Below are 10,792 nucleotides of genomic sequence, written 5' to 3'. Positions count from 1 at the left end.
CGCGGTGAAGAAAGTCTCCGACATCGTTGCCGAGATCGCCGCGGCCTCGGCCGAGCAGGCGCGCGGCCTGGAGGAGGTCAACGGCGCCGTCGGCAACATGGACGAGATGACCCAGCGCAACGGCGCCCTGGTCGAGCAGACGACCGCCTCGTCGCAGACCCTGGCCAGCCAGGCCGATGAACTCGCCGCCCTGCTGGGTCGCTTCCGGGTTGCATAACGCCGCGCTCTGGATTTTCCCTGCCTGTTCCTGATTCATGGTTGAATAATCGTTGCCCGTGTTCTAGTTTTATTTTTATCGCGGCATACTCCTGCATTCTGGACCGATCAGAAAAGCAGAAAAATTTTTCATTTCTACTCGCCAAAAAAGAGTAATTGCCCTAATCTGGACTCGCAGTACGAGTCCCATGGTCTGTAATAAAAGGATTTTTTGCTCTTTCTGGTGTACCTGGCCGGCATGGCAGGTACCGTGGCTGTTGATGCGACCAATTGTAATAAGCGAGAGCAACAAACACCGTGTTCAGAGGAAATTTTTCCGAGGCCGATGCCCGATCCGAACGCTGCGCCGGGATGCGGCTGCAACCGGGCGGAGCGTGGCGGGCCGGCAGCTAGGATGGTCTGGGCCTTGGACGCGATCCGCCAGAGGCTGAATCAGGTGCTCGCGCTGCTGCGCGCGACCTCGCTGCCCTCGGATCTGGTCGACGACCCGGCCCATACCGCCGAATGGCTGGCGACGGTCAACACTCTGCGTCAGGCGCTGCGGCTGCTCTGGGTTCCGCCCGCCGTCAAGCCGCCGGAAAAGCCCAGGCTCGACCCGGCGGCGCTGCTGGCCGGCGGCCAACCGCCGGCCGAAATCGGGGAAAGCCGGGCCGACCGCGTCGTCGGCCGCTTCAACCGCATGATCGAAGGCCTGCCGGTGACCTGCCTGCGCGGCATGTCGCCGGTCAGCAAGCTCGGCCTCCTGCAGCCGCTGCTGCACGACCTGGAAACCGGCCGGCAGCGCTGGACGGCGGTGCTGGCCATGCCGGAAATGCTGCCGCTCAACGGCCTGCTGTATCAATACGGCCTGGCGCTGGCGGCCATGGCGGCCCGCCATGTCGCGCCCGACCCGCCCATGCGGGCGGCCGAATCCGTGCCCGCCGGAGAATAGCGACCCTGCGACCTAGCCCTTCGGCCCGGTTCCTGCTATACCGCGCGCGAATTCCGATTGCAGTCAGGCGGCCCGTCCGGGGCCGGCGGAAGGAGAGCGGTATGGCCGAACGCAAGGCCAGCGTTGCCCGGAAAACCAAGGAAACCGATATCGCCGTCGCGGTGAACCTCGACGGCACCGGCGCTTACAAGGTGAGCACCGGGGTGGGTTTCCTCGATCACATGCTCGAGCAGTTGTCGCGCCACAGCCTGATGGATCTCGAGGTCCAGGCCAGGGGCGACATCCATATCGATTTCCATCACCTGACCGAGGATACCGGCATCGCCATCGGCCAGGCGGTGGCGCAGGCCCTGGGCGAGCGCGCCGGCATCCGGCGCTATGGCGATGCGCTGATCCCGATGGACGAGGCGCTGACCCGGGTGGCGCTCGACATCTCGAACCGGCCCTATTTGGTCTGGAAGGTCCAGTTCACCAAGCCCAAGCTGGGCGACATGGACACCGAGCTGTTCAAGGAATGGTTCCAGGCCTTCGCGCAGAATGCCGGCATCACGCTGCATGTCGAGAACCTGTACGGCGAGAACAACCACCATATCGTCGAGACCTGCTACAAGGGCCTCGCCCGCGCGCTGCGTCATGCGATGAGCCTGGACGCGCGCATGCCGCATGCGGTGCCGTCCACCAAAGGCACGTTGTAAGGGGCTCTCATGCGTTTCTTTACGCTGCATGAGCGCCCCGGCAACGGCGGCGAAGCTGACTTGCTGGCTGTGCCCAGCGGCTTCTCCTGGTGGGCGGCGCTGTTTCCGCTGTTCTGGCTGCTCTGGCACCGGCTCTGGCTCGGGCTCGCGCTGTATGTGGCGTTCGGCCTGCTGCTCGGCCTGGCGCTGGATTTCGGCGGCATCGCCGAACCGGCCGGCACGGCCCTGGGCATCGCCGTCAGTTTCCTGATCGGCTGCATGGCGGCCGATTTCCGCCGCTGGACCTATGCGCGGCGCGGCTGGCGCATGCTCGCCGTGGTGCTGGCCGGCAGCGCCGCGGAAGCCGAAGCGCGCTATCTGCGGACGCGGCACGTCTCAGGCGGCGCCGGTTCCGCCGGCGCCGTCATGCCGACCGCCCACGGCCCCACCGCCTTTCCCCGCCTGGTATGAGCCCGACATGAAGCTGGCCCTGATCGATTACGGCTCCGGCAACCTGCGTTCGGCAGCGAAGGCGATCCAGCGCGCCGCCGCCGATCACGGCATCGCGCTCGAACTGATGGTGACCGGCCGCGTCGAGGATGTGGCGGCGGCCGAGCGCATCGTGCTGCCCGGCGTCGGCGCCTTCGCCGATTGCTATCGCGGGCTGGCGGCGCTGGACGGCATGATCGATGCCTTGAACGATCAGCTGATCGGCAAGGGCAAGCCCTTCCTCGGCATCTGCGTCGGCATGCAGCTCATGGCCAGCGTCGGCCGCGAGCATGGCGAACACAAGGGTCTGGGCTGGATCGGCGGCGCCGTCGAACTGCTCCAGCCGGCCGATGCCGCGCTCAAGGTGCCGCATATGGGCTGGAACGAGCTGCGCATCCTGCAGCGGCATCCGGTGCTGGCCGGCCTTGAAAACGGCGCGCATGCCTATTTCGTACATAGCTACCACATCAGGCCGGAGAACCGCGCCGTGGTGCTGGCGGAAACCGATTACGGCGGCCCGGTTGTCGCGGCGGTCGGCCGCGACAACCTGGTCGGCACGCAATTCCATCCGGAGAAGAGCCAGGCCACCGGTCTGCGCCTGCTGGCCAATTTTCTGACCTGGAGACCTTGAGGAGCGTAGCGTCATGACCATCAAGGTGAAGGACATCACGCCGAGTGCGGTGGTCGAGAAGATCGCCGCACTGACCGACGACGAACTGGACGAGCTGTGCGAGGCCGCCGAGAAGGCGATCCTCGACGGCAACGGCTTCGGCTGGCTCAGTCCGCCGCCGCGCCGCGTGCTGGAAAGCTACTGGCGCGGCGTGCTGCTGATGCCGCAGCGCGATCTGTTCGTCGCCCGCCTCGACGGCGCCATCGTCGGCTCGGCGCAGCTTCTCAGGCCACCGCCGAACAACGAGGCGCAGGCGCATGCCGCGCAGCTCACCTCCTTCTTCATCGCGCCCTGGGCGCGCGGCCACGGCCTGGCGCGCGGCCTGCTCAGGGCGGTCGAGGAGGCCGCCCGCGATGCCGGCTTCCGCCAGATCGATCTCGATATCCGCGCCAGCCAGGTCGCCGCGATCCAGCTCGTCGAGCAGGCCGGCTATCAGCGCTGGGGCGTCAAGCCGCGCTATGCGCTGGTCGACGGCGCCTATATCGACGGCATCTTCTACACCAAGATTCTGACTGCCGAGTGAGACGCGCCTTGAATCTCTATCCCGCCATCGATCTGAAGAACGGCGAATGCGTGCGCCTCAAGCAGGGCGACATGGCGCAGGCGACGGTGTTCAACACCGATCCCGCGGCGCAGGCGCGGCAATGGCAGCAGGCCGGCTTCAGGTATCTGCATCTGGTCGATCTCGACGGCGCCTTCGCCGGCAAGCCGGCCAATGCCGCGGCCGTGCAGGCGATCCGCAAGGCGATCGATCTGCCGATCCAGCTCGGCGGCGGCATCCGCGACGAAGCCACCATCGAAAGCTGGCTCGCCGCCGGCATCAGCCGCGTCATCCTCGGCACCGTCGCGGTGCGCGATCCGGAACTGGTGAAGCGCGCGGCGCGGCGCTGGCCCGGCCGCATCGTCGTCGGCATCGACGCGCGCGCGGGCCGCGTCGCCGTCGAGGGCTGGGCGGAAGCCAGCGATCTCGACGCCGTCGCGCTGGCGAAGAAATTCGTCGATGCGGGCGTGGCCGCCATCGTCTATACCGATATCGACCGCGACGGTCTGCTGAAGGGCGTCAATGTCGCCGCCACCGCCGCGCTGGCGCGCGCCGTGCCGATTCCGGTGATCGCCTCGGGCGGGCTCGCCGGCATCGAGGATATCCGCGCGCTCAAGGCCGAAATCGCCAGCGGCGCCGCGATCGACGGCGCCATCCTCGGCCGCGCGCTCTACGACGGCCGCATCGATCCGCACCAGGCGCTCAAGGAAGCGGCTTAGAAGCCGCGCATAACTGTTCTGGCGATCAGCCTGCTTCGCGCTCGATGGTCTGACGCGCGGCAGTGGCCAGGAATTCCGAACGGGTCATGCCGCGCCGCTTTGCCGCTTCGTCGATCACCCGCAGGGTATTCGCATCAAGGCTGACATTGATGCGCTCGATCTTGCCGCCCGGCGTCAGCAGCGGCACATAGACGATCATGGCGCCTTCGGCCTCCTCGCGGAACTGCCGGCTGCGCCTGAGTTCATCCAGGCTGCGCGGCGGAGGGACAGGCTCCCCGTCCGCCTGCATCTGTTCGACATGAAACGCCAGCGCCTCGATGGCGTCGCGCACGGCAGCCTCGGCGGAGTGATCGTCCGCGCCGATACAGCCAGGAAAATCCGGAAAACTGACGCCGTAGGCGCTGTCTTTCTCCTTGTGGATCAGAGCGACGTAGTAACTCATCACTTCACCTGTCCTTCAGCCCCGCCTGCCGCAGAACCGATTTCACGGTGCCGGTCGGCAGATCCTTTTTCGGATGCGGCACCGTGACGCGGCCCAGTTTGCTCGGGTGTTTGTATTGGTGGTGCGAGCCCCGCAGGGGCCGCCAACGGCCAGCCATCGGCTTCCAGGAGGCGGATCAGGTCCCGGCTATTCATCAGTAATGTGTATTATAATACACAACGCAAGGCAGGCAACAGACTTTTGCCTATCCCGCCGCGATCCGCTAAAAGGCTAGCCGCCTCAGCCCGGAACCTGCCGATGACCCTCAAAGTCCGCATCATCCCCTGCCTCGACGTGAAGGACGGCCGCGTGGTGAAGGGCGTCAATTTCGTCAATCTGCGCGATGCCGGCGATCCGGTCGAGCAGGCGGCGCTCTACGACGCCGCCGGCGCCGACGAGCTGACCTTCCTCGACATCACCGCATCCTCGGATGCGCGCGATACGCTGTACGATGTCGTCGCCCGCACGGCGGAACGCTGCTTCATGCCGCTCACGGTCGGCGGCGGGGTGCGCAGCACGGAAGACGTGCGCAAGCTTTTGCTGGCCGGCGCCGACAAGGCCTCGATCAACACCGCCGCCGTGCAGCGCCCCGAACTGGTGCGCGAGGCGGCCGAGAAATTCGGCGCGCAATGCATCGTGGTGGCCATCGACGCGCGCAATATCGGCCCCGGCAAATGGGAGGTCTTCACCCATGGCGGCCGCAAGCCGACCGGCCTCGACGCGGTGGACTGGGCCAGGCGCATGGCCGCCTGCGGCGCCGGCGAAATCCTGCTCACCTCGATGGACCGCGACGGCACCGAAAAGGGTTTCGACCTGCAGCTTACCCGCGCCGTGGCCGATGCCGTCTGCGTGCCGGTGATCGCCTCGGGCGGCGTCGGCAATCTCGACCATTTCGTCGCGGGCGTGCTCGAAGGCCATGCCTCGGCCGTGCTGGCCGCCTCGATTTTCCATTTCGGCCGGCATAGCATCGCGGAAGCCAAGCGTCGCATGGCGGAAGCGGGCATTCCTGTCCGGCCATAACCCGCAAGAAGGAGGAACGGCGATGAGCGAGAACCGCGACCTGCTGGAGCGCCTCTACGAGACGATCCAAAGCCGCAAGGGCGGCGATGTGACGGTGTCGCATACCGCCAAGCTGTTCGCCAAGGGCCGCGCCAAGATCGCCCAGAAGATGGGCGAAGAGGCGGTGGAACTGGCGATCGCCGCGGTCTCCGAGCCGCATGACGCGATCGTCTCGGAAAGCGCCGATCTGGTCTTCCACCTGCTGGTGCTGTGGGCCGAATGCGGCATCACCATCGACGACGTGCGCGCCGAGCTGGCGCGCCGCGAGGGCCGCTCGGGCATCGAAGAGAAAAAAGCGCGTCAGATGACCTGACGCGGAAATCCGGACGGAGGGAGAGAGCGGATGGCAGAGGCCTATGATCCCAACAACGTGTTCGCCAAGATCCTGCGCGGCGAGCTTCCGTGCAAGAAGGTGCACGAAACCAGGCATTGCCTCGCCTTTCACGACATCAACCCGCTGGCGCCGATCCATGTGCTGGTGATCCCGAAGGGCGCCTATGTCAGCATGGAGGATTTTTCCGCCAAGGCGAGCGCCGAGGAGCAGGCCGATTTCATCCAGGCCATCGGCGAGACCGCGCGCATCGTCGGCGCCGTGGCGGGCGGCTATCGCATCCTCGCCAATAGCGGCGCCAACGCCAATCAGGAAGTGCCGCATCTGCACATGCATATCTTCGGCGGCCGCTATCTGGGCCGCATGCTGAAGAAGGAAGGCGAGTAGCGCCGCCTTCCATACACGCCGCGCCCGAACCGGCCCGGAGGGGCCCGGCTTTGGCGGTTTATGCTTTCGGCGGCTTGACCCTGGTCAATGAGGCCGGCCGGCGCCGCCGGCAATATGGCCGGCATGGACGATGACAGCGGCGCGATCGCTTTTCACAGCCTGCCGCCCGATGCGGCGCTGGCGCGGCTCGAGGCGGCGCCGCAGGGGCTGAGCACGGCGCAGGCCGCGCTCCGGCTTGCCCGCTATGGCCGCAATTCCCTGCCCGACATCCGCGGCAAGACGCTGCCCGGCATCGTCCTGCACCAGTTCCAGTCGCCCTTCATCTATCTGCTGCTCGCCGCCGCCGCCCTGTCGCTCGGGCTCGGCCATCTGGCGGATGCCGGCTTCATCGCCGTCGTGCTGCTGCTCAACGCCACGATCGGCGCCTGGCAGGAATGGCGCGCCGAAACCCGCGCCCGGGCGCTGAAGACGCTGCTGCACGGCCGCATCCCGACCTGGCGCGACAATTGCCTTTGCCCGCTCGATATCGAGCTGCTGGTGCCGGGCGACATCGTGCAGCTCGAAAGCGGGCTGAAGGTGCCGGCCGATCTGCGCCTGATCCGGGCCGAGGCGCTGATCGTCGATGAAAGCCTGCTGACCGGGGAATCGCTTCCGGTCGAAAAGGCGGCCGAAGCCGAGAGCGCGCCCGATGCGCCGCTCGGCGAGCGCCGCACCGCGCTGTTCGCCGGCAGCATGGTGCGCAGCGGGCGCGGCGTTGCGCTGGTCACCGCGACCGGACGGCATACCGAAGTCGGCCGGCTGGCCCAGGCGCTGACCCGGCATGGCGTGCAACCGCCGCTGATGGCGCGCATGGCGCAGTTCACCCGGCAGATTTCCGTCGCCGCCCTGGGGCTGATCGCGCTGGTCGCCGGACTGGAAATGCTACGCGGCGCGCCGGCGGCGGAGATTTTCCTGCTCGCCATCGCCCTGGCGGTATCCGCGATTCCGGAGGGCCTGCCGGTCGCCATGACGGTGGCGTTGTCGATCAGCGTGCATCGCATGGGCCTGCGCAATGTCGTGGTGCGCCATCTGCCCGCCGTCGAGGGCCTCGGCGCCTGCACGATGATCGCCACCGACAAGACCGGCACGCTGACGCTGAACCGGCTCAGCGTCGAGACCGTCTGGCTGCCGGCCCGCACGGGCGAAGGCGACGGCCGCGTGCGGCCGCATCATCCCGCCGCCGCGTCGCTCGCCTTGGCGGCGGCGCGCTGTTCCGAAAGCCACGGGCCGGATTTCCGCCATGTCGATCATCGCGGCGAGGAGATCGGCGATGCCGTCGATCTCGCCTTCCTGCGTCTGGCGGCGCATTTCGACTATGACGCGGCCCTGGAGGCGGCCGGCCATCGCGGCCGGATCGCCTACGAGCCGCAGCGCCGCTATGCCGCCGATTTCCACGCCGAGGGCGATGTGCTGATCGCCTATGTCAAGGGCGCGCCGGAAACCGTGCTGGCGCTCTGCGGCAGCGAAAGCTGGGCGGCGGACCGGCGCGCGGCGGCCGAGCAGGCGGTGCGGGATCTCGCCGCCGACGGCTATCGCGTCATCGCCGTCGCCGCCGGGCCGGTCACCGAGCCCGAGGCGGAATCGCTCGACGGCCTGACCCTGCTGGGTTTCGCCGGCCTGATCGATCCGCTGCGCGAGGAGGCGCGGCCGGCCGTGCGCGCGGCGCGCGCCGCCGGCATCGGCATCGTCATGGTCACCGGCGATCATCCGCTGACCGCCCTGGCCATCGCCCGTCAGCTCGACCTGGTGTCCGACATGGCGAAGCTGGAGGATGTCGTCGTCACCGGACCGCAACTGCGCGCGCTGGCCAGGGATCGGGCCGCCTTCGATGCCGCCGTCGCCCGCGCCAGCGTGTTCGCCCGCATCGAGCCGCTGCAGAAGCTCGCCATCGTGCAGAGCCTGCGGCGGCAGGGCGAGGTGGTGGCGGTCACTGGCGATGGCGTCAACGATGCCGCCGCCCTGCAGGCGGCCGATATCGGCGTCGCGATGGGACGCAGCGGCACCGATGTGGCCCGCGAGGCCGCCGATCTGATCCTGGTGGACGACAATTTCGCCTCGATCGTCGCCGGCATCGAGGAGGGCCGCGCCGCCTACGACAATCTGCGCAAGGTCATCCTGTTCTGCATCTCCACCGGGGCCGCCGAGATCCTGCTCATGCTGCTGAGCAGCCTTGCCGGCCTGCCGCCGCCGCTGACCGCGATCCAGCTCATCTGGCTCAACCTGGTGACCAACGGCATCCAGGATGTCGCGCTCGCCTTCGAAAAAGCCGAGCCCAACCTGCTCAGGCGCGAGCCGCGCGCCAACAATGCGCCGATCTTCGATGGCCGCATGATCGAGCAGGTGGCGCTGTCGGGACTGGTGATCGGCGCGGTGTCGTTTGCCGCTTATGCCTATGGCCTGCAGGCCCTGCGCCTGGAGCCGGTCGCCGCCCAGGGGCTGACGCTCTGGCTGATGGTGTGGTTCGAGAATATGCAGGTGCTGAGCTGCCGGTCCGAGACGCGCTCGCTGTTGCGCATACCGCTGGCCGACAATCCGCTGCTCATCCTCGGCGTGCTGGCCGCGCAGGCGCTGCAGTTCGCCGCCGCCTTCCTGCCCGGCATCGGCCCGCTGCTGCATCTGGAGGGCGTCGATCTGCGGCTGGCCCTGCTGCTGGCCGCGCCGGCGCTCAGCCTGCTGCTGGTGATGGAGCTCTACAAGGCGCTGCGGCCGGCCCGCGCCGCCGCGGTCACGTCCGCGCGCCGTTGCGGGTGAGATCGAAGACGGCGACGCCGCTTTCCGGCTTGCTGCGGTTTCGCCAATCCGCATGGTCCAGGCCATGCACCACGTCCTGATGGCCGATCGCCCAATGCTCCTCCACCGAGCGGCGCGAGAATTCGTAATCCATCGAATGCGTCTCGAAAATCTGCCGCCGGTAGATCAGATGCGCGATGGTGATGCGGGCATCGCAGCTCCAGTATTCCAGCAACTGCACGTCGGGATCGTCGTACAGTTCGGGCGGCAGCTTGGCCAGCAGGCGCTGCATGGTGCGGCGCATGGTCTGCTTGGCGCGGAACTCGTTGGTGTTCAGCCGCGTGCGGCTGGAATAGCGGATTTCCTTCTCGCGCTGCGCCACTTCCATGATGGTCGTCGGCATGCCGCCCCTGGCGTTGAACAGATCGACCTGGAAGATGACCGAATCCCTGCGCGGCCCGGTGAATTCCAGCACGTAATTCAGCGGCGTGTTCGAGACCAGCCCGCCATCCCAGTAGTAATGCTCGCCTATCTTGATCGGCGGCAGGCCGGGCGGCAGCGCGCCCGAGGCCATGACATGCTCCGGTCCGATGCGCTCCGTCTCGCTGTCGAAATAGGTGAAATTGCCGGTATCGACTTCGACGGCGCCGACGCTCAGCCGCGGGCCCTTCTCGTTCAGGTAATCGAAATCGACCAGCCGCTCCAGCGTGGTCTTGAGCGGCGCCGTGTCGTAGTAGCTCAGCGCGTCGATGCTGCCCGGACGGCGGAACAGCGGCGGCGGCACGCGCGGCGCAAAGAAACCGGGCACGCCGAACAGGCTGCCCAGGAAGGCGCTGGCCTCGTTCACCACCTGGCGGTCCTGATCGCCGGCGGTCAGCACGTTGAGCTGCAGGCTGGACGAGACCAGGTCCCAGAATTCCTTCAGCCGCTGCAGCCGCCGCTCCGGCGGGTTGCCGGCGATCAGCGCGGAGTTGATCGCGCCGATCGAAATGCCGGCCAGCCAGTCCGGCCGATAGCCGGCGGCATCGAGCGCCTCGTAGGCGCCGGCCTGATAGGCGCCGAGCGCGCCGCCGCCTTGCAGGACAAGCACGGTCTTTTCCGCAGGATCGGTCACATCAGGAATTTAGCCCTTGCGGCGGGAGGAGGGGAGAGCCATGCGACATCTCTGCCTCAACTCACTGCGCCGCGGTCGCGTGACGGCGCCCAAAGGAGACGGCGTAGGCCTGACTGCGGATATCGATCATGGGGTCGGCGGTCTCGATGCCGGCTGGAACGGCGTTCTCGAGAAACAACAAAGCGCGCTGGGCTGCGTCGCTGTCGGGATCGACCTTGTCGATCTCAACCACGCCGAGCTCGACGGTCTTGCGGCTGTCGGGCCAGGCGATCGACGGATCATCGATCTTGTCGCCCGGCTCGGCGAGTTGGACCTGCAGCTTCATGCGCACCGGCCCGTCGGCGACGCGCTTGCGGATTTCCTCCTCGAGATAATTGGGGCCCGCCTCGGCAAGCTGCTCCTTGGTGAGAT

General features: G+C 67.4%; 13 protein-coding genes and 2 pseudogenes. 11 read left to right on the top strand and 4 right to left on the bottom strand.

Annotation, left to right across the window (positions count from 1 at the left end):
• From VF194_RS17900 to hisA, 7 genes and pseudogenes are all read left to right on the top strand, one after another.
• Window positions 1–217 (top strand): annotated as a pseudogene (locus VF194_RS17900) (methyl-accepting chemotaxis protein); the annotation flags it as partial.
• A gap of 393 nt (window positions 218–610) precedes the next feature.
• Window positions 611–1,147: a hypothetical protein gene (locus VF194_RS17895; RefSeq protein WP_330892561.1), complete on the top strand. Its 537-nt coding sequence runs from the start codon at window positions 611–613 to the stop codon at window positions 1,145–1,147.
• 101 nt (window positions 1,148–1,248) lie between these two features.
• Entirely contained in the window at window positions 1,249–1,842 is a 594-nt protein-coding gene (hisB, locus tag VF194_RS17890) for an imidazoleglycerol-phosphate dehydratase HisB (protein WP_330892560.1), read from the top strand.
• Window positions 1,843–1,851: 9 nt separating this feature from the next.
• Window positions 1,852–2,292, top strand: coding sequence for a DUF2628 domain-containing protein (locus tag VF194_RS17885; RefSeq protein ID WP_330892559.1), 441 nt, complete (start codon window positions 1,852–1,854; stop codon window positions 2,290–2,292).
• Between the two features lie 7 nt (window positions 2,293–2,299).
• Window positions 2,300–2,941 carry an imidazole glycerol phosphate synthase subunit HisH gene (gene hisH, locus VF194_RS17880; RefSeq protein ID WP_330892558.1) on the top strand — a complete coding sequence of 214 codons (642 nt, stop codon included), beginning with the start codon at window positions 2,300–2,302 and terminating at the stop codon, window positions 2,939–2,941.
• 13 nt (window positions 2,942–2,954) lie between these two features.
• On the top strand, window positions 2,955–3,503 hold the full coding sequence (locus tag VF194_RS17875) for a GNAT family N-acetyltransferase (protein WP_330892557.1): 549 nt from the start codon (window positions 2,955–2,957) through the stop codon (window positions 3,501–3,503).
• An 8-nt stretch (window positions 3,504–3,511) separates the two neighbouring features.
• Window positions 3,512–4,240, top strand: a complete 729-nt coding sequence (gene hisA, locus VF194_RS17870) for a 1-(5-phosphoribosyl)-5-[(5-phosphoribosylamino)methylideneamino]imidazole-4-carboxamide isomerase (RefSeq protein ID WP_330892556.1) — start codon at window positions 3,512–3,514, stop codon at window positions 4,238–4,240.
• Window positions 4,241–4,265: 25 nt separating this feature from the next.
• Here hisA and VF194_RS17865 read toward each other — a convergent pair whose 3' ends face one another.
• Window positions 4,266–4,682, bottom strand: a complete 417-nt coding sequence (locus VF194_RS17865) for a type II toxin-antitoxin system HicB family antitoxin (RefSeq protein ID WP_330892555.1) — start codon at window positions 4,680–4,682, stop codon at window positions 4,266–4,268.
• Between the two features lie 4 nt (window positions 4,683–4,686).
• Window positions 4,687–4,839 (bottom strand): type II toxin-antitoxin system HicA family toxin, encoded by a 153-nt coding sequence (locus VF194_RS17860; protein ID WP_330892554.1) that lies wholly within the window; start codon window positions 4,837–4,839, stop codon window positions 4,687–4,689.
• Between the two features lie 140 nt (window positions 4,840–4,979).
• On the opposite strand from VF194_RS17860, the gene hisF reads away from it, so the two are divergent.
• The 4 genes from hisF to VF194_RS17840 all read left to right on the top strand — a co-directional run bounded on the left by hisF (window position 4,980) and on the right by VF194_RS17840 (window position 9,288).
• A complete protein-coding gene (gene hisF, locus VF194_RS17855; protein WP_330892553.1) occupies window positions 4,980–5,741 on the top strand; it encodes an imidazole glycerol phosphate synthase subunit HisF in 762 nt (253 codons plus the stop codon).
• 22 nt (window positions 5,742–5,763) lie between these two features.
• Window positions 5,764–6,093: a phosphoribosyl-ATP diphosphatase gene (locus VF194_RS17850; RefSeq protein WP_330892552.1), complete on the top strand. Its 330-nt coding sequence runs from the start codon at window positions 5,764–5,766 to the stop codon at window positions 6,091–6,093.
• A 30-nt stretch (window positions 6,094–6,123) separates the two neighbouring features.
• On the top strand, window positions 6,124–6,498 hold the full coding sequence (locus VF194_RS17845; protein ID WP_330892551.1) for an HIT domain-containing protein: 375 nt from the start codon (window positions 6,124–6,126) through the stop codon (window positions 6,496–6,498).
• A gap of 123 nt (window positions 6,499–6,621) precedes the next feature.
• Window positions 6,622–9,288: a cation-transporting P-type ATPase gene (locus VF194_RS17840; RefSeq protein ID WP_330892550.1), complete on the top strand. Its 2,667-nt coding sequence runs from the start codon at window positions 6,622–6,624 to the stop codon at window positions 9,286–9,288.
• Here VF194_RS17840 and VF194_RS17835 read toward each other — a convergent pair.
• Window positions 9,263–10,381, bottom strand: a complete 1,119-nt coding sequence (locus VF194_RS17835) for a patatin-like phospholipase family protein (protein ID WP_330892549.1) — start codon at window positions 10,379–10,381, stop codon at window positions 9,263–9,265. The two genes, VF194_RS17840 and VF194_RS17835, sit on opposite strands and share 26 nt — an antisense overlap.
• A gap of 61 nt (window positions 10,382–10,442) precedes the next feature.
• A pseudogene (locus tag VF194_RS17830) lies at window positions 10,443–10,792 on the bottom strand (hypothetical protein); the annotation flags it as partial.

Origin of the sequence: Ferrovibrio sp. (genome assembly GCF_036381655.1) — a bacterium.
Lineage (GTDB): Bacteria > Pseudomonadota > Alphaproteobacteria > Ferrovibrionales > Ferrovibrionaceae > Ferrovibrio.
This window is presented reverse-complemented; position numbering and strand designations above follow the sequence as displayed.

Coding starts and splice junctions, on each gene's coding strand:
- VF194_RS17895 (WP_330892561.1), top strand. CDS start 611: ATGGTCTGGGCCTTGGACGCGATCCGCCAGAGGCTGAATCAGGTGCTC.
- hisB (WP_330892560.1), top strand. CDS start 1,249: ATGGCCGAACGCAAGGCCAGCGTTGCCCGGAAAACCAAGGAAACCGAT.
- VF194_RS17885 (WP_330892559.1), top strand. CDS start 1,852: ATGCGTTTCTTTACGCTGCATGAGCGCCCCGGCAACGGCGGCGAAGCT.
- hisH (WP_330892558.1), top strand. CDS start 2,300: ATGAAGCTGGCCCTGATCGATTACGGCTCCGGCAACCTGCGTTCGGCA.
- VF194_RS17875 (WP_330892557.1), top strand. CDS start 2,955: ATGACCATCAAGGTGAAGGACATCACGCCGAGTGCGGTGGTCGAGAAG.
- VF194_RS17865 (WP_330892555.1), bottom strand. CDS start 4,682: ATGAGTTACTACGTCGCTCTGATCCACAAGGAGAAAGACAGCGCCTAC.
- VF194_RS17860 (WP_330892554.1), bottom strand. CDS start 4,839: ATGGCTGGCCGTTGGCGGCCCCTGCGGGGCTCGCACCACCAATACAAA.
- hisF (WP_330892553.1), top strand. CDS start 4,980: ATGACCCTCAAAGTCCGCATCATCCCCTGCCTCGACGTGAAGGACGGC.
- VF194_RS17850 (WP_330892552.1), top strand. CDS start 5,764: ATGAGCGAGAACCGCGACCTGCTGGAGCGCCTCTACGAGACGATCCAA.
- VF194_RS17845 (WP_330892551.1), top strand. CDS start 6,124: ATGGCAGAGGCCTATGATCCCAACAACGTGTTCGCCAAGATCCTGCGC.
- VF194_RS17840 (WP_330892550.1), top strand. CDS start 6,622: ATGGACGATGACAGCGGCGCGATCGCTTTTCACAGCCTGCCGCCCGAT.